The sequence below is a fragment of the Geodermatophilus sp. SYSU D00766 genome (genome assembly GCF_054049915.1).
In genome coordinates, this window is record NZ_JBJGYI010000025.1 from 28,123 (window position 1) to 49,710 (window position 21,588).

The following is a 21,588-nucleotide window of genomic DNA, read 5'->3' on the forward strand; positions in this document are numbered from 1 at the left end:
TCAGCGGCGGGTGATGTCCTCCCGCCGGCCGCGCGGCGAGGTCCGCGGCGGCCGGCGGCCGCTGGCCATCACCAGGCCCAGCACGCGGTAGCGGTGCGGCCGGTGCGGCGCCAGCAGCTCGAGCATCGCCGCGTCGTCGCCGCGCGGCCGGCCGGCGAGCACCCACGTCACCAGCGACGGGATGCCGCTGTCGCCGGGTACCACGGCGTCGCGGTCGCCCCAGGTCAGCGCGGCCAGGCAGCCGCTGGTCCACGCGCCGACGCCGGGGAGGGCGCGCAGCGCCGCCGTGCCGGCCGCGACGTCGCCGTCGGCGAGGTCCTGGTGCCCGGCCAGCGCGGCGCCGGCGGCGACGAGCGTCTGGGCCCGCCGGCGCTCCAGGCCGAGGAGGTGCAGGGCGGGGGAGGACAGCCGGGCGAGCGTGGCCGGTGCCGGCGGCACCCACAGCCCGGGGACGCCGGGAGCGGGCGAGCCGTGGGTGGTGACCAGGCGGCGCCACTGCTCCGCGGCGTCGAGTCGGCTGATCCGCTGCTGCACGACCAGGCAGGCCAGGTCGTGCCACAGCGTGCCGGTGCGGGCGATGCGTCGCCGGCCGTGCCGCCGCCACAGGTCGCGCAGCGGCGGGCCGGCGGGGTCGAAGCCGGTCACGTCGTCCTCGCAGCCCAGCAGCCGGGGTGCGCGGTCGAGCAGCCACCCGGCGCCGTCCCCGGACGCCTCGACCCGGGCGGTGCCGGAGCCCGGCTCCCAGGTGACGACGACGGTCCCGGTGCCCTCGGGTGTGCAGGTGGCCCGCTCGAACCGCCCGGGGGACAGCCGCGCCGTCGGGTCGCGCGGCAGCCAGACGACCGAGCCCAGCGTGGCCGCGAGGTCGACGTCCCCGGTCGGCACCACGCGGACGGAGGATCGGGGCGCGGCGGGCACCCGCCGATACTGCACCCGTGCAGACCGCCCTCGTCCTCGTCCACGACGCCGACCCCTCCCGCGGCGCCCGGCTGCCCGGCACGCTGCGGCCCGCGCTGGAGGCGCAGGGGCTCACGGTCGTCGTCGGCACCACCGTGGGGCCGTCGCCGCTGCTCACCGACCTGCCCGACCCCGCCGGCCTGCGCACGCTCGTGGTGATGGGCTCCGGGGCGGCCGCCTACGACGACGCGGTGCCGTGGCTCGGGACCGAGCTGGCCTACCTGCGGCGGGCGGTCGACGCCGGCACGCCGGTGCTCGGGGTCTGCTTCGGCGGGCAGGCGCTGTCGCGGGTGCTGGGCGGGGAGGTGTCGCAGGCCCCGGCCGGCGAGCACGGCTTCCTCGACGTCGACACCGCCGACCCCGCGCTGGTGCCGGCCGGCCCGTGGTTCGAGTACCACGGCGACCGGTTCACCGTGCCGCCCGGCGCTGTCGAGGTCGCGCGGACCGGGCGCGCGGTGCAGGCGTTCACGCACGGCCCGCACCTGGGCGTGCAGTTCCACCCGGAGATCGACCCGGGCGCCTTCGCCGCGTGGGAGGAGACCTGGGCGCTCACCGGCCCGCCGCCGCCGGAGGCCGCCGCGCTGGTCCCGGGACTGCGGCGGGAGATCGCCGAGCGGGCGCCCGAGGCGGCCGCGGCGTGCGCGCGGCTGGTCGCGGCGTTCCTCGCCCGCGCCGACGCCCTCACCGGGCCGGCCGCCGCACCGGCAGCATGAGCGGCGTGAGCGCTGACCACCACGGCCACACCCACCGCCTCGACCTGGCCGACCCGACCGTCCGCGAGTGGGACGCGACCGTCGTCGCCGTCGACCCGGAGCGGGGCGTCGTCCTCGACCGGTCGGCCTTCTACCCGGGCGGCGGCGGGCAGCCGCCGGACGAGGGCGTGCTGCTGTGGGGCGGGGTGCGCACCCGCATCGCCGGCACGGTCAAGGGCGACGACCTGTACCTGGTCCCCGTCGAGGGCGACCCCGTGCCCCCGCCGGGGACGGCGGTCCGCGGCGCGCTCGACGACGAGCGGCGCACCGCGCTCATGCGCACCCACTCGGGGCTGCACGTGCTCACCGGGGTGGTGCTGCGCGACTTCGGGGCGAAGGTCACCGGCGGCAACATGGAGCCGCTGACCGCGCGCATGGACTTCGACCTGCCCGAGGTGCCCGCCGACTTCCGCGACCGCATCGCGGAGGCGGTGAACGCCGAGATCGCCGCCGACCGGCCGATCGAGGTGCGCACCCTGCCGCGCGACGAGGCCTACGCGATCCCCGACCTCATCCGCACGGCCACCGACCTGCTGCCGCCTGACATCGAGCAGGTGCGCGTGGTCGACATCGTCGGCCTCGACCTGCAGGCCGACGGCGGCACGCACGTCGCGTCGACGTCGATGGTCGGCCGGGTCGAGGTGGTCAAGCTGGAGAGCAAGGGGCGGGGGTTCCGCCGGATCCGGATCCGGATCGTGTGATGCGAGTTTGTGATCCACGAGCGGTCGGAACTCAACCGCTCTAGTCTGCTCGTGTGCGGGGAGCAGACTCGGCACCGGCTGCGGGTCCTGCAGCTGCCGTGCCGTGGCTGCAGAGGATCCTGCTGCTCGCCTGCCTGGTGACCGGCCTGTACGCCGTGGTGCTCCTGGTGTCCTCCCCAGCGCGGGCCGAGGACCCGCTCGCTCCCGTCGGCGGTGCGGTGGACGAGGTGACGGCCACCGTCGACGACGCCGCGCAGGTGGTGGAGCCGGTCGCGGAGGCGGTGCCGGAGGCCCCGGCGGAGCCGGAGATCCCGCTGGAGCCGGCTGCCGAGGCGGTGCCGGAGGCCCCGGTGGAGCCGGTTGCTCCGGCTGGCGACGTCCCGGTGGAGCCGTCCGCTCCGGTGCAGCCGCCTGCTCCGGTGGACGTTCCCGCGGAGACGCCTGCTCCGGTCGTCGACGTTCCCGCGGAGACGCCGGAGCCGCCCGCCGACCCGGTGCTCCCGGTCGTCGAGACCGTGACCGAGCCGGTCGCCGAGGTCGTGGAGCCGGTCGTCGAGCCGGTGACCGAGCCCGTCGCCGAGGTCGTCGAGACGGTGACCGAGCCGGTCGCCGAGGTCGCCGAGCCGGTCGTCGACGCGGCCGCTCCCGGGGCCGGACCGCAGACGCGTCCGGGTCCGCCGCCCGGTCGTCCGGAGCTGCCGCCGGCCGCCGGTGGCCCGGGCGCTCCCGGTGGTCCCGAGCTGCCGCCGGTGGTGGAGGTCCCGCCGGTGGTGGAGGTCCCGCCGGTGGTGGAGGTCCCGCCGGTGGTGGAGGTCCCGCCGGTGGTGGAGGTCCCGCCGGTGGTCGAGGTCCCCCCGGTCGTCGAGCTCCCGCCGATCGTCGAGGTCCCGCCGATCGGTGGACCGCCCGAGCACGCCGGTCCGCCGGTGCTGCCGCCCGTCGTGCTGCCCGTCGACCCTCCGGTGCTGCCGCCGGTCGTCCTGCCTGTCGACCCACCGGCTCTGCCGCCGGTCGTGCTGCCCGTCGACCCGCCGGCTCTGCCGCCGGTCGTGCTGCCTGTCGACCCGCCGGCGCTGCCGCCGGTGGTCGAGCCGCCTGTCGACCCGCCGGCTCTGCCGCCGGTCGTGCTGCCCGTCGACCCGCCGGCTCTGCCGCCGGTCGTGCTGCCTGTCGACCCGCCGGTGATCCCTCCGGTGGTGCTGCCCGTCGATCCTCCGGTGCTCCCGCCGGTCGTGGTCCCCGTCCCGGACGTCGTCCCGGACGTCGTCGGGCCGGTCGTCGATCCCGGGGTCCCGCCCGTCGTCGTCCTCCCAGGGACCCCCGGCCTGCCCGAGCTGCCGCCCGTGGTCCCGATCGTCGACCCGGTGGTCCCCGTCGTCCCGGTGCCCCTGCCCGACGTCGTGCCGCCGGTCGTCCCGCCGGTCATCGACGTGCCGGCGATCCCCGAGCAGCCGGGTCTGCCGCCGGTGGTCCCCGTCGTCCCGGTGCCCCTGCCCGACGTGGCCGGGCCGGTGGTCGATGTGGTTCCTCCGGTGGTCGTGGACCCCGTCCTCCCGCCGGTCGTCCTCGACGTCCTCCCGCCGGTCGTCCCCGACGTCCTCGAGCCGGTGGTCGAGGTCGTCCAGCCGGTGGTCGAGGTCGTCGAGCCGGTGGTCGAGGTCGTCCAGCCGGTGGTCGAGGTCATCGCACCGGTCGTCGAGCAGGTCACCGACACCGCCGGTGCCCCGGCGGAGCCGGCCGTCGCGTCCGACGAGACCGAGGTGCCGGACGCCACGAGCGCGACGACCCCGACGACTGCGACCACCTCGACGACGACCACTCCGACGACCACGGCCGCGGCCACCGACGTCGTGGTCGGGGCGGCGCTGTCCGCCGTTGCCGCCGTCGTCGGCACCCCCGTGCAGGTCGTCCTCGCGGACCCGGGAGGGTGCGGGTCGGCCATCGTGGCGCTGGTCGGACCGCCCGCCCGCTCGGCCGGCGGTGGGGACGCCGCGCGCACCCAGCCGGTGACCGACTCGAGCCCGGCGTCGAGGCCAGCGGCCGGCAACCTGCCGTTGACGCCGCGCCTCCCCGACCCGGGCCGCCCCGCGTCGCCGGAGTCCCCGCCGGCCGCGCCCGCCGCGCCGACGCTGTCGTCGTCGACCGCGCTCGCCGCCGTCGCGGCGGTCTGCCCGTCCGCGGCACCGCCGGCCGCCTTCTCGCTCGTCCCGGCGCCGACGGCGGCCGCCGCCGTCGCGTCCGCCCACCTGCGCGACCCGTCCTTCTCTCCCGACTGACCTCCCTGCCGGGCGCGCACCAGCCGCCGGGCGAGGTCGGGGCCACCCCGCACCGCACCGCCGGCCGTGCGTCGCCCTCCCGGGCGTGACCCCGACCTGGCCAGCACTGGGCCGGGGCCACCGGGCGGGGAGGTATCGGGGCTGGGGGTTCCGCGCGACGGCCGGCCGTCAGCCCGGCACCCCTGACTTCCCCGCCCACACCCCAGGACGACGGGGGCGGTGGTGACGCCATCGCCTCCGCCCCCGTCGACCTGACACCACGACGCCGCGGACACCACCGCGCGGTGACCACTCCCGCACGGGCCCGGCGTCGTGCACAGTGCCGCCCGTGACGGCCTTCGTGATCGTGACCGTGCTGGTGGGGGCGTTCCTGATGGTGCTCAGCTCACGGCTGAGCCAGTCGCGGCCACCCGGCCGGCACGCGCGGTCCAGTGGGGGCGACGGCGGGTCGTACGGCGACTCCTCCTGGTCCGACGGCCACCACGGTGGCCACTCCGACTCCGGCGGCTGGGGTGGCGACGGCGGCGGTGGGGACGGCGGCGGAGGTGGCGGCGGGGACTGACCGCCGAGTGGTCATCCCCGCTCGTCGTCGGGACGGTGACCGATGCCCCCGGGACCGTGGTCGGCCGGCACCTCCTCGCCGGACGCGACCGGGCCGGGCGGGGTGCCGTCGCCAAAGGGGGAGCCGCCGAGCTCCTCGCGGCCGTGCGGGGTCAGCCAGTTGCGGGTGTCCGGCCCCATCGGGATGACCTGCGTCGGGTTGATGTCGGCGTGGACGACGTAGTAGTGCTCCTTGATCTGCGGGAAGTCGGTGGTGTCCCCGAACCCCGGCGTCTGGAACAGGTCGCGCGCGTAGCCCCACAGAGCCGGCATCTCCGACAGCTTCTGCCGGTTGCACTTGAAGTGGCCGTGGTAGACGGCGTCGAAGCGGGCGAGCGTGGTGAACAGCCGGACGTCGGCCTCGGTGATCGTGTCGCCCATGAGGTAGCGCTGCGTCGTGAGGCGCTCCTCCAGCCAGTCCAGCGCCGTCCACAGCCGCTCGTAGGCCTTGTCGTAGGCGCCCTGGGAACCGGCGAAGCCGCACCGGTACACGCCGTTGTTGACCTCGGTGTAGACCCGCTGCATGACGTCGTCCATCTCGTCGCGCAGGTGCTCGGGGTAGAGGTCGGGGGCGCCGTCGCGGTGGTGCGCCGTCCACTGGGTGGAGAAGTCCAGCGTCATCTGCATGAAGTCGTTGGTGACGACGGCCTTGGTCGGGACGTCGACCATCGCCGGCACCGTGATGCCGCGCGGGTACTCGGGGTCGCGGGCGAGGAAGGCCTCCTGCAGCCGCTCGTAGCCCAGCACCGGGTCGTGACCACCCGGGTCGAGGTCGAAGGTCCAGCTGCGCTCGTCGTGCGTGGGCCCGCAGATGCCCATCGAGAACGCCGGCTCCAGGCCGAGCAGCCGGCGCACGATGGCCGCGCGGTTGGCCCAGGGGCAGGCGCGAGCGATGACCAGCCGGTAGCGGTCGGCCTCGACCGGCCACGGGCTCGAGCCGTCGGCGGTGATCCGGTCGGTGATGTAGTTCGTGTCGCGGCTGTACTCCTGGCCGTCGCTGACGTATCCGGAACCGCTGTTGTCGCTCACACGATCAAGACTGGCCGACGCCGCGTGCCACCGCGCGGCAGGGCGGCCTACAGCCGGGACGTCGTCGCCTCGTCCTCCTGCCCGCCGAAGTACCGGTCGAGGACGGTGCGAAAGACCGGCTGCCCCGGGTCGGCGTGGCTGAAGAGCGTCATCGACGAGCGCAGCTTGACCGCGTCGATGGGGCCGAGCACCGCCTCCGGGTCGCGCCGGTCGATCTCGGTGAGCGCCTGCGCGGACTCGACCAGGCGCGGGCCGAGCACCGGGTGGGCGAGGTAGGCGCGGGCCTCGTCGAGGCCGCTGATCGCGTAGTGCTGCGCCGTCGGGCTGCGGCCGAGCCCGGTCACCTGGGGGAAGACGAACCACATCCAGTGGCTCCGCTTGCGCCCGGCACGGAGCTCGGCGAGGGCCTGCGGGTAGGTGCCGTCCTGGGCGTCGACGAAGCGCTGCAGGTCGAACGGGTCGGTCATGGGTGCGCTCCCGAGGTGGTGGTTCGCGCGCGGCTTGTTGATCATCGTCTGCTTGCCGCACGACACGCCCGTCGTCGGCGCGTCGTCGTGCACGCATCCGATGATCGACGACCCATGGGCTCAGTCGTAGGGGTCGGTGAGGACGGCGGTGGCCTCGACGACGTCGAACGTCGCGGGCGGGCCGTCGGTCGTGGTGGTGCCGGGGACGTCGGCCGGCGCGCTGCCGTCGACGGTGAACGTCGCACCCCAGGTCACCGTCAGGCTCGCCGAGTACGTGCCGGACCGGTAGAGGTGCTCGGCGGCGTGGTCCGGGTAGGCGCCGCCCGGCTCGGTGCTGGTGAGCGTCGGGGCTGCCGGGTCGCCGGTGCGCCAGGTGTACTGCTCGGCCCGGGCGACGATCACCACGGTGAAGCCGCGGATGTCCACGGTGAAGGTCTGCGTGGCCGGCGAGTCGGTCCAGAAGACGACCGGCAGCCCGGACAGGCCGTCGCCCGGCGGCGCGTGCTGGGTGGTCAGCTGCGGGAGCGGGAGGCGCTGGAAGTAGGTGAAGACCTCCTCCGGCGACGGTGGCGGGTTGAGCGCAGTGATGTCGATGCAGGCCGTGCGCACGTCGGTCCAGGCGCCGAGGAGGTCACCCGGGAGGAAACCTGCGGGCACCGGAATGACCGCGGTCCCGTCCGGCCGGACGACCGGCCGCTGCTGCACGGTGAGGAAGCGGACCACCTGTCCGGGCTCTGCCGGACAGTCCTGGAAGTCGAACGGGGTGCACAGGTCGCCACCGTCCTCCGCGATCACGCAGGGAGGCCGCAGGCGCCAGACGTAGTCGACGATCTCCGCGGCGCTCGCGCCGACGACGGAGCCCACCGCTCCGCTGGTGTAGCCGACGCCAACGTCACCATTGCCAATGTCGGTCTCTCCGCAGTCGAAGAAGGTGCAGGCAGTGGCGGATCCGTCGCGGGTGACGACCAGTACGCCGAGCAGCGTTAGAACCAGTAGTCCGCGGGCGAGTTTCTTCATCCGAGCTGAAACGCCGTGACTGTCCATGATTGCGTGGGAGCCGACCAAGCGAGGACGAGACCGGACCCCAAGTTGGGGGCCGCCTCGCGTCGTTCCTCAAGGACTTGCCCAGCGCTATTGACCAGCGACACCGGCTCGCGTCGGGCACCAAAGCTCAACTCGGCGGTGTCTCCATCGAAGACGGGCGGTGGAACATCGTTGAGGCTCACCTCGCCGCCCACGTATCGGTTGCCTGCGGCCGCCGCATCATCGAGGTTCTTCGCGATGCGCAGGCACTCGTCGCACTCCGGGCCCAGGTCGCGCAGCGGCTGACCTGCGGGGATGGCCTGCTGCCGGTTCAGCAGGTCGATCCAGTAGCGGAGGAAGGCCTCGGCGCCGGCGGCGTCCTGGGTGCGCGCCTCCGGCGGCACGGGGAAGTCGGCCGGCCCGACCACGGGTAGCGCCTCGGTGGTCGGTGCCGCGGACGTGGCCGAGGGCAGGCTGGTGCTGGGGGCTTCGGCGTCCGCGCTGCCGCAGCCGGTGAGCAGCGTCGTCCCGAGTGCGACGGCCGCAGCCGCCAGTCGCATCCCCCCACGGTGATCACGCACGGCTGGGGACGATAACCAGAACGGAGGCGAACGCCGGTCACCCCTGTGGACGAGCCACCCGAACGGCTGCCCGGTCGCCGTCGATCATCGGGTCGTTGCCGCCCGCAGCGGCGTGCCCGCGCGTGTCAGCGGCACCAACCCGATGATCAACTGCAGAGCCCCCTCACGCCGGCAGCAGCGCCTCCAGGCCCTGCTCCGAGTCGGCCGCCAGCGCCCGCCCGACCGCGACCGCGTGCGTCATCCGCAGCGACCCGGCCAGCCACAGCAGCACGTCGTGCAGCCGCAGCCGGGTCAGCGGCCGCCCGAGCAGGGTCGCCGTCGCCGTCTCCAGCGTGGTGAACGCGGCGGCGTTGGCGGTCAGCTCCCGGTGGACGACGGCCTCGGGCCCGCTGTCGCCCTCACCCACGTGCCCGTACAGCTGCCGCCGCGTGACGCCGTCGAGCAGGGGCACCAGCGCCGGGTGCCGGGAGTGCAGCACGGCCCGCACGTGCCGGTCACCGACCTCGCGCAGCGCCGCGCCCACCGTCCCGGGCTCCATGAGCACGGAGAACTCGTCGGCGGGCAGCTCCCAGAACGCGCGCCCGGCCGCCCGGTCGACCAGCGCGCCCACCAGCGGCCAGACGTCGTCGAGCGCCGTGCGCACCCGGCGCCACCCGGCCGGGTCGAGCCGGCCGTGCAAGCCCTCCGCGACGAGGACGTCGCGGTCGGTGGGGGAGTCGGCGGTCTCGGGCGGCTGCCCGTCGAAGCGGTCGTGGGCGTAGGCGAGCACCTGCACCCACCGGCCGTGCGGGTGGCTGGGGGAGCGGAAGAACAGCGGACGGCGGCCCCGCGCGTACCCGAGGACGGCGGCCAGCGCGGTCGGCAGCGGGATCGGATCGGGGCCGGTGCTGGGGAGGACGAGGGCGGCACCGCCCCCTCGTCCCCCTGTCACGTCTGTCATTGGTACCCCGTCCGCGGCGCCGATGAGTCCAGGCGTGCCGGGTCCAAGGGCACTGGGCGAGCTGCCGGAGCGGGAGGAGGCTCTCCTCCCGGGCCCGAGCCCGCGACCCGCCTGTGCCGGAGGTCCCCATGGCCCGCCTGCGTCGTCTCGTCCTGGTCCCGGCCGTGGCCGCCGGCCTCGTCGCGGCGGTGGCCGCTCCCGCCGCGGCCGCACCGCTGACCCCCAGCCGGCCGACGACGCTCGTCATCGAGGACCTGACCTTCCCCTACGGGCCCTGCCCGGACGTGACCGTCAGCGACTTCGACATCCGCCTCAGGATCCAGACGTTCAGCGACGGCGACCGCGTCGTGCAGGAGGTGCGCAACGTCTCCTACAGCGGGACGCTCACCGGTCCGACGGGGACGCAGACGACCTACGAGGGCCACTTCCGGGTCGTCGACTTCTACGACGAGGGCGTCTCCGTCCGGCAGGGACTGGTCGGCAAGGCGACCCTGCCCGACGGCGGCGAGCTCGTGCTGACCGCGGGTCGCCAGGTGCTCGACCTCGGGACGCAGGACGTCGAGGTGGCCGCGGGGAACAACACCTTCGAGGAGTTCAACGCCGCGCTGTGCGGAGCCCTCGGCGCCGAGCCGGCCTGACGGCGGCAGCCCGGCCCCGATGAGTCCGGGCGGGCCGGGCGGTCTGAGGAACGTGCAGACGATCGACCTGGGCCCTGCGACCGCCGAGGTGGCACGCGTCGTGGCCGGCATCCGCGACGAGCAGCTGACCGCGCCGACCCCGTGCGAGGGCACGTCCGTCGCCGGGCTCCTCGACCACCTCACCGGGCTCACCCACGCGTTCCGGATGGCCGCGGAGAAGACGCCGGTCGAGGGCACCGGCTCCGCCGACCCCGCCCACCTGCCCGCCGACTGGCGCACCCGCATCCCCGCGCAGCTCGACGCGCTGGCCGCCGCCTGGCGCGACCCGGCGGCGCACGAGGGCACCGCACGCGCCGGAGGCGTGGACATGCCCGCCGGCGTCGCGGCCGTCGTCGCCCTCGACGAGGTGGTCGTGCACGGCTGGGACCTGGCCGTCGCCACTGGCCAGCCCTACGACGTCGACGACGCCGCGGCCGAGGCGTGCCGCGCGTTCGCCGAGTCCTTCGGCGACGACCGCCCGCCCGGCCTGTACGGACCGGTCGTGCCGGTGCCGGCCGACGCCCCGGCGCTGCACCGGCTGCTCGGCGCCACCGGCCGCGACCCGTCCTGGCGGCCTCCAGGCTGAGCCCTTCGACCCTGGCCGGTTCCGCAGCACGGTGCTGAGGTGCGTGCACACCGCGGGACAGGGGGACACCGTGCGCAGGCAGCTGATGGTCGGGATCGCGGCGCTGCTGCCGCTCGTGACGGTCGCACCGGCGGCCGCCCAGGACGACGCCCCGCTCGGGACGCCGGTGTACCTCGCCCTGGGTGACTCCGTCGCTGCCGGCATCGGCGCGGTGCCCACCGCCCCCGGCTACCCGCAGTTGCTCGAGGAGCTGCTCGACGCCGACTACAACCCGGCGGCGGACAAGGCGACGGGGCGGTCGCTCGCCGACTTCCAGCTCGTCGACCTGGCGGTGCCCGGCGCGACGACGTCGACCCTGCTCGAGCTCCAGCTCCCCGCGGCGCTGGAGCTCATCGCGGCCCGCGACGCCGACCGCGACCCGAAGAACGACGTCGAGGTCGTCACGGTGACCGTCGGCGGCAACGACGTCTTCGCCCCGATCGCGCAGGCCTGCATCACCACCGCGACGCCGGCGGGCTGCCAGGCCACGGTGGACACCGTGCTGGCCGGCGTCGAGGACCGGCTCACCACGATCCTCGGATCGCTGGTCGCCGCCGCGGGCCGCGACGCCGAGGTCGTGGTGACGACGTACTACAACCCGATCGGCTCCTGCTTCCTGACCGGGATCAACCCGGCCGCGCCGACGATCGCGGACGTCGTCCTGGAGGGCGGGACCGTCCCGGGGGTGCTGTCGGTGCAGAGCGGCCTGAACGACGTCATCCGCCAGGTCGCCGCGGCCACCGGCGCCCAGGTGACCGACCTGTACGGCGCCCTCGGGCCGGAGGACCACGTCGGCGGACGGGACTGCCTGCACCCGAACGCGGAGGGGCACGAGGTGATCGCCGGGGAGCTCTACGCCACCCTGGCCAGGTGAGCGGTGGGGTGACGGCGCCGCCGCCACCCCACCGCCGTCCTCAGGCCTGTCCCGCCTTCTCCTTCTCGTAGCGCTCGGTCATGGTCGCCACGGCCTGCAGCTGCGCGGCGGCGTAGTCTTCGCGCTTGCCCATGGCGTACTCCTTGGCGCCCAGGGTCTGCTGCGCGTGGCTGACCTCGCCGCCCTGGAAGTGCGGCATCACGTGCTGCGCGATGAGCTCCCACGACCGCTTGGTGGCCTGCGGGTTGGCCCACTCGTGGCCGAGCAGCAGCATGGCGCCGAAACCGCCGGACTGGTCCCACAGCCGCTGCACCTGCGCGCGGGCGTCGTCGACGGTGCCGATCGCGCCGATGCCCGCCTCGTTGATGAAGTCGATCATCTCCTTGGCGTCACCGCCCTCGACCGCCATCTGCGGGAACGCCGCCGTCTTCTGGAAGTACCGGAACCACGTCTCGATGCCGAACTGGACGTCGGCGTAGGCCTGCTCCCGCGTCTCGGCGATGTGCATGAGCCCGACCAGCCGCCAGTCGCGCCGCGAGACGGTCTGCCCGTAGTGCGCCGCCCGCTCCTCGACGACGTTCCAGTGGTGGGCGAGCGCGTCGAAGCCGTCCTTGGTCAGGGTGGCGCCGATCGACAGCAGCCCGACGCCGTGCCGGCCGGCCATGCGCGGCCCGGTGGGGGAGGCGACGGCGGCGACGGCGATCTCGAAGCAGGGCTGCGTGTAGGGCCGCAGGTGCAGCCGGGCGTTGACCAGGTCGTGCGTGCGTGTCTTCTGCGTGACCGTCTCGCCGCGCAGCAGCCGCATGATGATGTCGAGGTCGACCTCGAGCAGCTCGCGGGTGTCGGTGGGGGTCAGGCCCAGCATCATCGAGTCGGTGGGCAGCGAGCCGGGCCCGCAGCCGAGCATCGCGCGCCCGCGGGTCAGGTGGTCGAGCAGCACCATGCGCTCGGCCACCCAGAGCGGGTTGTGGTAGGCGATCGAGGTGACGCCGGTGCCCAGCTTGATGTGCCGGGTGCGCTCGGCGGCCGCGGCGATGAAGATCTCGGGCGAGGCGATGATCTCGGTGCCGGCCGAGTGGTGCTCACCGATCCAGGCCTCGTCGTAGCTGAGCCGGTCGAGGTGCTCGACGAGCTCGAGGTCGCGCTGCAACGCCAGCGTCGGGTTCTCCCCCGGCGGGTGGAACGGGGCCAGGAAGGTGCCGAAACGCAGCCGGTCCATGAGGGTCCTCCTCGGGTCGGGGATGGGCCCATAGTGGTGCACGTCACACCCCGGAGGCCATGCCCTCAGGCCACGACGAAAGCAGTGGACGACGACGGCGCCGCGGTGATGCAGGACCCGATCACGGTGAGCCGGTCTCCGCTCAGCGCCACGCGGCCGAAGCTGGCCTGGCCCTCGCACACCCGCACCGCGCCGAGCTGCTCACCGCTGGCGAGGTCGAGGGTGACGACGCCGGACTCCACCTCGAACCCGGCCACCGGCAGGTAGGCGACGCGGGCATCGGGGGAGACGGCGAGGTCGGCCAGCGGGCTGTCGGTGCCGGGGATGCGGTGGGACGCCGTCACCTCCCCGTCGGAGACGGTGACGACCCGGAAGGGGTCCTCGCCCGAGCCCGCGGTCAGGGTGACCACGGCGGTGCCGTCGTCGGCGATCCGCAGCGCGTTCGGGATGCTGGCCGGGCGGTCGGGCGCCAGCTCGACGAGGTCGCCCGGCGCCAGGTCCGCCGACCAGGTGCCCAGCACGGCGACGTCGGCGAGGTCGACGGCGCGGGCGTCGCTGAGCAGCGCGGTGGGCCCGCCGCCGGGGCTCACGGCGAGGGCGCGGACGGTGAGGCCGGCGTCGACGTCGGCGGTGGCCCGCACGTCGCCGGTCGCGGGGTCGACCGCCGCGAGCCGGCTCTGCGTGGCCAGGTAGAGGCTGCGCCCGTCGGGGGAGAGCGCGGTGGTGTCCCCGGCGACGTCGAGGTCGGTGACGGCCGGCTCCCCGCCGGGCGGGACGGTCGTCAGTCGGCCGGGTGCCGTGACCACGGCGGTGCCGTCGTCGGTGACGAACAGCTGGTCGGCGGGGCCGTCGAGCCGCCGGAGCTCACCGACGCCGTCCTCGTCGACCGGGGCGAGGTAGGTGACGGCCGGGTCGGCGGTGTCGGCGAGCAGGGCGACCGCCCCCTCGGGCCCGGCCGCCAGGTCGAGGACGTCGACGCCGGCCGGTGCGACGGCGTCGAGGTCGACGATGGCCCGCAGCTCCTCGAACGTCCGCGGCGCCGGGACGGGGTCGCCCCGCACCTCCGTGCACCCGGTAGCAGCCATCAGCGCGACGACGGCACAGGCGGCGGCGCGGCGGGTGGTCGGCATGCGGGCTCCGGGGTCGGGAGCCGAGTGTCCGGCCGCCCGGACCGGCGCGGCAACCGCGTGGTCTGATGCTCGGCAGCGGAGCCGGCGCCGGGGCCGGCCCGGAGTCCGGAGGTGCGCTGGTGGCTGACGCCGAGGTCCTGCTCGAGGTCGACGGCGGCGTGGCGGTGGTGACGCTCAACGCGCCCGACCGCCGCAACGCGCTGACGCCGCAGATGGCCGGCGAGCTCATCGACGTCTTCGAGCAGGTCGACGCCCGGCCGGAGGTCGGCGCGCTCGTGGTGCGGGCGGTGGGGCGGTCGTTCTGCGCCGGCGGCGACGTCGGCACGCTGACCTGGGCCGGCAAGGACCCCGCGGCGCCGGACGCCTACGAGGGCATGGGCCGGATCTACGACTCCTTCTACCGGCTCGGGCAGGTCCGCGTCCCCACGATCGCCGCCGTGCGCGGGTCGGCCGTGGGCGCCGGCATGAACATGCTGCTGGCCACCGACCTGCGGATCGTCGCGCACGACGCCCGGCTGCTGGCCGGCTTCCTCAAGCGCGGCATGCACCCCGGGGGCGGGCACTTCGTCATCCTGTCGCGGCTGATCGGGCGGGAGGCGGCCGCGGCGATGGCGCTGTTCGGCGAGGAGGTCGACGGGCGCCGCGCGGTCGAGCTCGGGCTGGCGTGGGAGTCCCTCGACGACGCCGCCGTGGAGGACCGCGCCCTCGAGCTGGCCCGCCGGGTGGCCGCCGACCCCGAGCTGGCGCGGGTGGCCGTGGGCAACTTCCGCAAGGAGGTCGTCAACGGCGCGGTGAGCTGGGAGGTCGCCACCCAGTTCGAGCGTCCGGCGCAGATGTGGTCGATGCGCCGCCAGGCCCGGCAGGACTGACGCCGGTTTCGGGACCCGCGCCGCTTCGTGTTCCGACGGTGACGGTCGGCAATTAGAGTCACTACACGTGAGCGCCGCCGTCCCGACGCCCCGCCCGTCCACGTCGGTGCTGCCCGACCCGCGTCCCGCCGTCGCCGACGCCGGACGGCTCGCCGCCCTCGCCAGCTACCGGATGCCGGGGCACGCCGGGATCGCTGACCTCGACGCGGTGGTGTCCTACGCGGCGCGGACGGTGGACGCGCCGATCGCGCTGATCAACCTGGTCGGCACCGACGAGCAGTGCTACCCGGCCGAGCGCGGCGTCGACGTGCCGTACTCGCACGTGCGCGACGAGGAGTCGTTCTGCGCGTACGTGGTGGCGCTGCGGGCGCCGCTGCAGGTGCCCGACGCGCTGGCCCACCCGGTGTTCCGGCACACCCCGGCGGTGGCCGCAGGCGTGATCCGCTCCTACCTCGGGGTGCCGCTGGTCGACGAGGACGGCTTCGTGCTCGGCGCGCTGGCCGTCGTCGACGACGTCCCGCGCGAGTACACGCCGGCCGAGCAGGAGGTGCTCGAGATCCAGGTCCGGCTGGTGCGCGGCGTGCTGTCGCTGCGGCGGCAGGTGGCCGCGCACCGGTGGGACGGCGAGCTGCTGGGTGTGCAGGGCCGCGTGCTGGAGGCGGTGGCGGCCGGGCTGCCGCTGGCGGAGGTGCTGGAGGTGCTGGCCGACGCGGTGGCGGCAGCGGCTGCCGACGCCGACGCCGCCCAGCGGGTGCGGCTGCAGGAGGCCGTCGACCGGCTGACCGCGGTGGCCAGCCGGGCCGACGGGTGGCGGCAGGCGCTGCTGCGCTCGGCCCGGCAGGACCCGCTGACCGGGCTGGCCAACCGCAGCCACCTGCTCGACACCGGCCGGGTGGCGCTGGCGCCCGGCGGTGCTGTGCTGTTCGTCGACGTCGACCGGTTCAAGGAGGTCAACGACCGCGGCGGACACGCGGTGGGCGACGCGCTGCTGGTCCGGCTGGCCGAGCGGCTGCGCCGGCACGTGGAGCGGGAGCTGCCGGGTGCCGTGGTCGGCCGCCTCGGCGGGGACGAGTTCGTCGCTGTCCTGCCCGGGGTCGACGCGGCCACCGCCGAGGCGCTCGGGCACGGGCTGGCCGCCGCGCTGGTCGACGAGGTCGACGTCGGACGGCGCACCGTGCGGGTGTCGGCCAGCATCGGGCTGGCGATGGCCGCGCCGGGGGCGAGGCTCGACGAGGTCCTCTCCCTGGCCGACCGCGCGATGTACGGCGCGAAGGAGCGCGGCCGCGGCGTGCTGCACGTCGTCGAGCCCGAGGGCCTGGCGAGCTAGCACCCGCGGGAGCCACCGCCGTCGTCCACGACGAGCAGGTCCACGTGGTGGGTGTCGCCGTCGCGGCCGATCTCGACGTCGACGGCCCAGGTCTGCGACGAGGTCCGGCGGACCTCCCCGACCGAGACGGTGTAGCCGGCGTCGTACTGCTCGACCAGGGCCTCGACGGCGTCCTCGATGCGGACGGGCCGGTCGGCTGCCTCCGGTTGCCGCTGGGTGGCGGCGCACAGCTGCCGCCACGAGAGCAGCCAGTCGGGGCGCTGGACGGCCGGGTGCTCCTCGACCGCCTGCAGTGGCGGGTCCGGGTCCGGGTCGGGGGCGAGGGCGCGGTGGGTGAGGACGCCGGCCGCGGCGAGCAGCAGCGCGAGCAGCACCGCGCCGGCGACCGCGAGGGCGGGGGAGCGCCCGGTGCGGGCGTGCGGGTCGACGATCCAGTCGCCCGGGCCGGGGGACCAGCCGTCCGGCGCCGTCACCGCCGGCTGTCCCCGGCCCGCAGCAGGAAGGAGGACGGCACGTCGACCAGCGGCTCGACCCGGCCTCCGGCGGCCAGGTGCAGGCTCCAGGTGCCGTCGAGCGCGCCGTCGAGGACCTCGTGCAGGGCGCCCACCCACTCGCCGTCGTCGTCGGTCTCGACCGGCTCGCCGGGACGGCACAGCGCCAGGGCCAGGTGGGCGCCGTCACCGGTGAGGTGGGTGCCCACCTCGGCGTGGACGTCGAGCACCCTGCTCAGCAGTCCCCGGTCGGGCTCGACCGGGACGTCGTCCACGGGGAGCACGACCGGGGACTGCCGGCCGTCGGCGCCCAGCCAGGTCAACCAGAGGCTGCGGCGGACGGAGGTCAGCGGGGTGAGCAGGGAGACCCAGCGGCGGGTCAGCGCCTGGGAGGAACGGACGGGGACGTCGGCGAGCGCAGGTGTGGTCACGCGGCCCACCGTGGCAGCCCCGGAGGACGCGCCCCCGGGTTTTCCACAGGCCGCCGACGGTCAGGTCAGGTGTCGGCGGAACCAGTCCAGCTGCGCGGGCGCCGAGCGCGCGAACGCCTCGCCGGTGTAGGCCTCGAAGTGGCCGACCGGCAGCACGAGCAGCTCCTTCGGGTGCCGGGCCCGCTCGTAGTACTCGAGGGTGAGGTCGGCGACGGTGAGGTGGTCCTGCGCGGCCACCACCACCATGAGCGGGGTCGGCGCGATGTCGGCGATGTAGGCGCCGGGCTCGTACTCGACGAACATCTCCACCGAGCGCAGCGTGACCTCGTTGCGCCAGGTGCTCGCCCGCTCCTGGATCGGGCCGAAGAAGAACTCCGAGGTGTCGGCGGTGGGCAGCGCGCACACCTCGGCCGGGTCCTTCTCCCAGGTCACCTGCATCATCTCCGGCGGCTTGCCCGCGTAGCGGGCGGCGCGGTCGGCGTCGAACACCGCCCGCAGGTCGGCGAACTGGTCGGCGCGGATCAGCCGCCGCGCGTTGGCCAGCCCGCTCACCAGGGGCACCTGGGAGACGACGCACTTCACGCGGCGGTCGATCGCCCCGACGACGAGCACGTGGCCACCGGAGTACGAGGACCCCCAGATCCCGATGCGGTCGGGGTCGCACCACGGCTGGGTCTGCGCCCAGGTGATCGCCGTCCGGTAGTTGCGGACCTGCTGCCACGGGTCGATCTCCCCGCGCGGCTCGCCGTCGGACCCGCCCAGGTTGCGGTTGTCGTAGACCAGCACGCCGAGCCCACCGGCGGCGAAGTGCTCGGCGAAGTCGTCCAGGACGTCCGCCGAACTTGACCTCTCAATAGTGGAGAGTAGTATCCATCATTGTGAGAACTGCCCCGCCGCTGGTCGCGCCACTGTTCCGCTCGGACGGACAGGCGCGACTGCTGGCGGAGCTGTTCCTGTCGACGGAGGACGAGCTCAACCTCAACGAGCTGGCCACGAGGGCCGGGCTGGCGTACGGCACGGTCCACCGCGAGGTGCGCCGGCTGCTCGAGGCCGGGCTGCTCTCCGAGCGGCGGGTCGGTCAGGCCAGGTTCGTCCGGCCCAACCCCGGATCCCCGCTGACCCGGCCGGTCCGGGACCTGCTGCTGGTCTCTGCAGGCCCGGTCCCGCTCCTGGCCGCCGAGCTGGGCGCCGTCGCCGGCGTGCACGCGGCGTTCCTCTACGGCTCGTTCGCCGCCCGGATGCGCGGCGAACCCGGTGAGGCGCCGAACGACATCGACCTCATGGTGGTCGGCACTCCCGACCCCATGGCCGTCTACGAGGTGTGTCAGCGCGTCGGCGACCAGGTCGGCCGCGAGGTGAACGCGACGATCATGACTCCGGACGAGCTCGAGCGGCACAGCGGCTTCCTCGCCCAGGTCCGGCGCAGCCCGGTCGTGCCGGTCCTCGGGGACCTGCCGTGGCGGTGACACCCCTCACATCGGCCCAGCAGCGCGCCGTCGAGGACCTCGTGGCACAGCACCGGCTCGAGCGGGTCCCCGTCGACGAGCAGCGGTGTGCGGCGTTCCTGGACCAGGCGGAGACGGCGCTGAGCGATCTGCCGAACGTCGTGCACGCACAGAACCGCTACAACCTCGCCTACGACGCCGCCCACGACGTCGGCGAGGCCATGCTCGCGGCGTACGGCTTCCGCACCAGGCACGGCCCTGGCCAGCACGACGCCCTCGGCCGGTTCCTGGCGGCGATCTTCGACACCCCACCGGAGAACGCCGTGTCCCAGCACTACGACCGCATGCGTCGGGACCGCAACCGGCAGCGCTACAACGCCCAGCCGATCACGGCGGCGGCGGCGACCGCGGCCGCAGCCACGGCCACGACCCTGTTCCGCGCCGGCCGGACTCGTGTTCGCGGGGACGCCTGACCCGGGGACCGGTCAGACGGTCTCGGGGACCCGCAGGTGGGCGAGGACGAGGTCCATCTCGGCGACGTCGACGATCTTGGCGCCCATGGCCTGGGCGAACTGCTCGCGCAGGGAGCGGGCGTGCCGGCGCACCAGCCCCGCGGCGTCGCGGTTCTCGAAGCTCGTGACGCTGACGGTCCGGGCGGCGCGCCGGTCGACCAGCATGCTGACGCTGCAGAAACCGGGGAGCTCGCGGAGCTTGGGCAGCAGGTTGTCCCGGTAGGCGTCGAGCAGGTCGTCGAGGTGGTTGGGCGCGATGCGGGCCCAGGTGACCTGCGCGCCGGCGCCGTCCCCGGCCGGGCGGTCCCGGTGCAGGACGGCGATCTCCCACTCCTGGACGTCGGCGTGCTCGCCGCCGAGGGTGTGCAGCAGGCGGTGCTGGACGGTGCGGTCCTCCGCGGCGGTCGCCCGCATGGCCCGCTCGTCCTGCCAGGCGGTGGCGACGATGCAGCGGCCGGCTCCGCGGTCGGCGAGCAGCGAGAGGCCGACGCAGCCCTCCGCCCGCTCGGACGCCGGGAGCACTTCGTCGCGCACGTAGCCGATGGCGGCGTCGAGGTGGGCGGGGTTGCCCCGGATGCTGGTCGACCGTGCGTGCATGCCGCCGCTCCTCGCGATGAGACGGGACGCCCCTGCGGCGCCGCCGCGCGGCCCACTCTGCCGGTCCCGTCCGGGCGGGGCCAGGGGAACGGAGCGGGGGCGCGCCGGGGCGCTCGTGCCACGGCCGGACGGGCGTCGTGGCCTAGCGTGAGCCGGTCGTCCTCGCCGCGCGCCCGTGCCGGATCGAGGACCCCGCGACCGTCGTCTCGTCCAGGGAGCCCGCAGCGTTGTCCGGCACGTCCTCCGGTAGGCCTCTCCGCGCGCCGTCCACAGGGAACCTGCTGGCCGACTGCGAGCGGTGGTGCCGCGACAACCTGCCGCCCCGTCCGAGGCGGCCGCACACGGCGCCGTTGCGGGTCGTCGCGGGTGGGGGAGCCGACCGGGCGTCGTCGCGGCGCGGCAGCTTGCCCGGCCCCGGCTGGCCGGGATCGGCGGCCGCGCGCACCGGCACCTGAGGACGCCGGCCGAGCAGGCGCGTCAGTGGACGGCGCGCTCCTGCCCGGCCCAGTACGGCTCGCGCAGTGTCCGCTTGAGCACCTTCCCGGCGGCCGACAGCGGCAGCGCGTCGACCAGCTCCATCGACCGCGGCACCTTGTAGCCGGCGATGCGCTGCTCGCAGAAGTCGTGCAGCTCCTCCAGCGTCACCGTGGCACCGGACGCCGGGACGACGACGGCGTGCACGCGCTCGCCCCAGGTCTCGTCGGGGACGCCGATGACGGCGCACGTGGCCACCGCCGGGTGCTGGGCGACGACGCTCTCCACCTCGACGGAGTACACGTTCTCCCCACCGGAGATGATCATGTCCTTGATGCGGTCGGTGAGGTACACGTAGCCCTCGTCGTCCATCCGCCCGGCGTCGCCGGTGTGCATCCAGCCGCCGCGCAGCGCCTCGGCGGTCTCCTCCGGCCGGTTCCAGTAGCCGAGCATCAGGTGGCCGCCGCGGACGACGATCTCGCCGACCTCGCCGCGCGGCAGCTCGGCGTCGTCCGGGCCGACCACGCGCACCTCGGCGTGCGGGGCGGCGCGGCCGACGGAGCGCCGGTGCCGCGGGTCCTCGTGCTCCTCGGCCGTCAGCAGGGTCGCGACGGGCGCGAGTTCGGTCATGCCGTAGGCCTGCATGAAGCGGGCGTTGGGCAGCGTCTTCACCGCCCGGCCGAGCAGCGCGTCGGACATGGGTGAGGCGCCGTACATCACCCGGCGGACGCTGGTCAGGTCGAACTCGTCGACCCGCGGGTGGTCGGCCACCAGCTGGATCATCGTGGGCACCAGGAGCAGGTCGGTGATGGCGTGCTCCTGCACGGCGGTGAGCACCGCGACCGGGTCGAACACCGGGATCATCACCTGCGTGCCGCCGAGCACGCCGCCGCTGACCCAGGTGGAGAAGGCCGCGAGGTGGAACATCGGCGCGGCGTGCAGCAGGACGCCGTCGCGGGTGAAGTGCTCGGTGGCCAGCCCACCCATGGACGACGTCAGCAGGTTCTCGTGGCTGAGCATCACGCCCTTGGACCGGCCGGTGGTGCCGCCGGTGTAGAAGACGCCGGCGAGCTCGTCCCCGCCGCGGCGGGCGTCCTCGACCGGCTCGGTGTCGGCGACCAGCTGCTCGAAGGACAGCATGCCGTCGGGCGTGGGGCCGTCGCCGGTGTGGACGACCTCCCGCAGCGCCGGGTGGGCCGCCCGGATGCCCTCGACGTGCCCGGCGAACAGGTCGTCGACGACGAGGACCTGCGCGTCCACTTCGTCCAGGGACTCCGCGATCTCCGGCACGCTCCACCGGATGTTGACCGGCACGACGACGCCGCCGGCCCACAGCGTCGCGGCGAGGAACTCGTGGAAGCGGTCGGAGTTCAGCGACAGGATCGCCGCGCGCTCGCCGTCGCGGATGCCGAGCCGCTGGAGGGCCCCGGCGAACCGCGCGATCCGGTCGACCGACTCCGCGTGGGTGCGGGTGCGGCCGGCGCAGACGGTGGCGACGTCGTCCGGTCGCTGTTGGACGTGGCGGTGCAGACCCTGGGTGAGGTACACGGCGCTGGCCTCCGTTCGGGTGGGTCCGGATCCTGGCGCCGAC

Annotated in this window: 24 protein-coding genes; 11 read left to right on the forward strand and 13 right to left on the reverse strand. The window is 75.0% G+C overall.

The annotated features are described in order from the left end of the window. Positions 1–888, reverse strand: a complete 888-nt coding sequence (locus ACI8AD_RS17110; protein ID WP_456871719.1) for a DNA-3-methyladenine glycosylase family protein — start codon at positions 886–888, stop codon at positions 1–3. A gap of 47 nt (positions 889–935) precedes the next feature. On the opposite strand from ACI8AD_RS17110, the gene ACI8AD_RS17115 reads away from it, so the two are divergent. The 4 genes from ACI8AD_RS17115 to ACI8AD_RS17130 all read left to right on the forward strand — a co-directional run bounded on the left by ACI8AD_RS17115 (position 936) and on the right by ACI8AD_RS17130 (position 5,248). Beyond that, the gene (locus tag ACI8AD_RS17115; RefSeq protein WP_456871720.1) at positions 936–1,670 is read left to right on the forward strand and encodes a type 1 glutamine amidotransferase; all 735 of its coding nucleotides are present in this window, start codon (positions 936–938) and stop codon (positions 1,668–1,670) included. Positions 1,671–1,675: 5 nt separating this feature from the next. Beyond that, positions 1,676–2,410 carry an alanyl-tRNA editing protein gene (locus ACI8AD_RS17120; RefSeq protein ID WP_456871721.1) on the forward strand — a complete coding sequence of 245 codons (735 nt, stop codon included), beginning with the start codon at positions 1,676–1,678 and terminating at the stop codon, positions 2,408–2,410. Positions 2,411–2,508: 98 nt separating this feature from the next. Then, on the forward strand, positions 2,509–4,686 hold the full coding sequence (locus tag ACI8AD_RS17125) for a hypothetical protein (RefSeq protein ID WP_456871722.1): 2,178 nt from the start codon (positions 2,509–2,511) through the stop codon (positions 4,684–4,686). 328 nt (positions 4,687–5,014) lie between these two features. Beyond that, positions 5,015–5,248: a hypothetical protein gene (locus ACI8AD_RS17130; protein ID WP_456871723.1), complete on the forward strand. Its 234-nt coding sequence runs from the start codon at positions 5,015–5,017 to the stop codon at positions 5,246–5,248. An 11-nt stretch (positions 5,249–5,259) separates the two neighbouring features. Here ACI8AD_RS17130 and ACI8AD_RS17135 read toward each other — a convergent pair whose 3' ends face one another. The 5 genes from ACI8AD_RS17135 to ACI8AD_RS17155 all read right to left on the reverse strand — a co-directional run bounded on the left by ACI8AD_RS17135 (position 5,260) and on the right by ACI8AD_RS17155 (position 9,317). After that, positions 5,260–6,315 (reverse strand): glutathione S-transferase family protein, encoded by a 1,056-nt coding sequence (locus tag ACI8AD_RS17135; protein WP_456871724.1) that lies wholly within the window; start codon positions 6,313–6,315, stop codon positions 5,260–5,262. 47 nt (positions 6,316–6,362) lie between these two features. Beyond that, positions 6,363–6,875 carry a DUF1810 domain-containing protein gene (locus tag ACI8AD_RS17140; RefSeq protein WP_456871725.1) on the reverse strand — a complete coding sequence of 171 codons (513 nt, stop codon included), beginning with the start codon at positions 6,873–6,875 and terminating at the stop codon, positions 6,363–6,365. Between the two features lie 27 nt (positions 6,876–6,902). Next, the gene (locus ACI8AD_RS17145; protein WP_456871726.1) at positions 6,903–7,646 is read right to left on the reverse strand and encodes a hypothetical protein; all 744 of its coding nucleotides are present in this window, start codon (positions 7,644–7,646) and stop codon (positions 6,903–6,905) included. A gap of 149 nt (positions 7,647–7,795) precedes the next feature. Further along, positions 7,796–8,365 (reverse strand): hypothetical protein, encoded by a 570-nt coding sequence (locus ACI8AD_RS17150; protein ID WP_456871727.1) that lies wholly within the window; start codon positions 8,363–8,365, stop codon positions 7,796–7,798. A gap of 184 nt (positions 8,366–8,549) precedes the next feature. Next, positions 8,550–9,317, reverse strand: coding sequence for a DUF6308 family protein (locus tag ACI8AD_RS17155; protein WP_456871728.1), 768 nt, complete (start codon positions 9,315–9,317; stop codon positions 8,550–8,552). A gap of 137 nt (positions 9,318–9,454) precedes the next feature. Here ACI8AD_RS17155 and ACI8AD_RS17160 point away from each other — a divergent pair, with 137 nt between their 5' ends. From ACI8AD_RS17160 to ACI8AD_RS17170, 3 genes are all read left to right on the forward strand, one after another. Further along, positions 9,455–9,964 (forward strand): hypothetical protein, encoded by a 510-nt coding sequence (locus ACI8AD_RS17160; protein ID WP_456871729.1) that lies wholly within the window; start codon positions 9,455–9,457, stop codon positions 9,962–9,964. Positions 9,965–10,016: 52 nt separating this feature from the next. Further along, entirely contained in the window at positions 10,017–10,589 is a 573-nt protein-coding gene (locus ACI8AD_RS17165; RefSeq protein ID WP_456871730.1) for a TIGR03086 family metal-binding protein, read from the forward strand. 70 nt (positions 10,590–10,659) lie between these two features. Then, positions 10,660–11,502, forward strand: a complete 843-nt coding sequence (locus ACI8AD_RS17170) for an SGNH/GDSL hydrolase family protein (RefSeq protein WP_456871731.1) — start codon at positions 10,660–10,662, stop codon at positions 11,500–11,502. Between the two features lie 40 nt (positions 11,503–11,542). Here ACI8AD_RS17170 and ACI8AD_RS17175 read toward each other — a convergent pair whose 3' ends face one another. Next, positions 11,543–12,721, reverse strand: a complete 1,179-nt coding sequence (locus ACI8AD_RS17175; RefSeq protein WP_456871732.1) for an LLM class flavin-dependent oxidoreductase — start codon at positions 12,719–12,721, stop codon at positions 11,543–11,545. 65 nt (positions 12,722–12,786) lie between these two features. Then, on the reverse strand, positions 12,787–13,851 hold the full coding sequence (locus tag ACI8AD_RS17180) for a hypothetical protein (protein ID WP_456871733.1): 1,065 nt from the start codon (positions 13,849–13,851) through the stop codon (positions 12,787–12,789). A gap of 119 nt (positions 13,852–13,970) precedes the next feature. Between ACI8AD_RS17180 and ACI8AD_RS17185 the strand changes: the two genes are divergently transcribed. Together ACI8AD_RS17185 and ACI8AD_RS17190 are read left to right on the forward strand one after the other, a co-directional pair. Then, entirely contained in the window at positions 13,971–14,720 is a 750-nt protein-coding gene (locus ACI8AD_RS17185; protein ID WP_456871734.1) for an enoyl-CoA hydratase/isomerase family protein, read from the forward strand. Between the two features lie 67 nt (positions 14,721–14,787). Next, positions 14,788–16,047 (forward strand): diguanylate cyclase domain-containing protein, encoded by a 1,260-nt coding sequence (locus tag ACI8AD_RS17190; protein ID WP_456871735.1) that lies wholly within the window; start codon positions 14,788–14,790, stop codon positions 16,045–16,047. On the opposite strand, the gene ACI8AD_RS17195 is transcribed toward ACI8AD_RS17190, so the two are convergent. From ACI8AD_RS17195 to ACI8AD_RS17205, 3 genes are read right to left on the reverse strand one after another with little or no spacing between them, the layout of a single operon-like run. Continuing rightward, entirely contained in the window at positions 16,044–16,520 is a 477-nt protein-coding gene (locus tag ACI8AD_RS17195; RefSeq protein ID WP_456871736.1) for a hypothetical protein, read from the reverse strand. The two genes, ACI8AD_RS17190 and ACI8AD_RS17195, sit on opposite strands and share 4 nt — an antisense overlap. Further along, a complete protein-coding gene (locus tag ACI8AD_RS17200; RefSeq protein WP_456871737.1) occupies positions 16,517–16,969 on the reverse strand; it encodes a hypothetical protein in 453 nt (150 codons plus the stop codon). Before ACI8AD_RS17200 ends, ACI8AD_RS17195 begins: the two co-directional genes overlap by 4 nt. A gap of 60 nt (positions 16,970–17,029) precedes the next feature. Beyond that, positions 17,030–17,839 (reverse strand): alpha/beta hydrolase, encoded by an 810-nt coding sequence (locus ACI8AD_RS17205; protein ID WP_456871756.1) that lies wholly within the window; start codon positions 17,837–17,839, stop codon positions 17,030–17,032. 8 nt (positions 17,840–17,847) lie between these two features. On the opposite strand from ACI8AD_RS17205, the gene ACI8AD_RS17210 reads away from it, so the two are divergent. Both ACI8AD_RS17210 and ACI8AD_RS17215 read left to right on the forward strand, forming a co-directional pair. Continuing rightward, positions 17,848–18,435, forward strand: coding sequence for a helix-turn-helix domain-containing protein (locus tag ACI8AD_RS17210; protein WP_456871738.1), 588 nt, complete (start codon positions 17,848–17,850; stop codon positions 18,433–18,435). Beyond that, positions 18,426–18,887 (forward strand): hypothetical protein, encoded by a 462-nt coding sequence (locus tag ACI8AD_RS17215; protein WP_456871739.1) that lies wholly within the window; start codon positions 18,426–18,428, stop codon positions 18,885–18,887. Before ACI8AD_RS17210 ends, ACI8AD_RS17215 begins: the two co-directional genes overlap by 10 nt. 12 nt (positions 18,888–18,899) lie before the next feature. Here the strand turns inward: ACI8AD_RS17215 and ACI8AD_RS17220 are convergent, their stop codons facing one another. Together ACI8AD_RS17220 and ACI8AD_RS17225 are read right to left on the reverse strand one after the other, a co-directional pair. Continuing rightward, a complete protein-coding gene (locus ACI8AD_RS17220; RefSeq protein ID WP_456871740.1) occupies positions 18,900–19,523 on the reverse strand; it encodes a hypothetical protein in 624 nt (207 codons plus the stop codon). A gap of 477 nt (positions 19,524–20,000) precedes the next feature. Beyond that, positions 20,001–21,545 carry an acyl-CoA synthetase gene (locus tag ACI8AD_RS17225; RefSeq protein ID WP_456871741.1) on the reverse strand — a complete coding sequence of 515 codons (1,545 nt, stop codon included), beginning with the start codon at positions 21,543–21,545 and terminating at the stop codon, positions 20,001–20,003. Positions 21,546–21,588 lie beyond the last annotated feature (43 nt).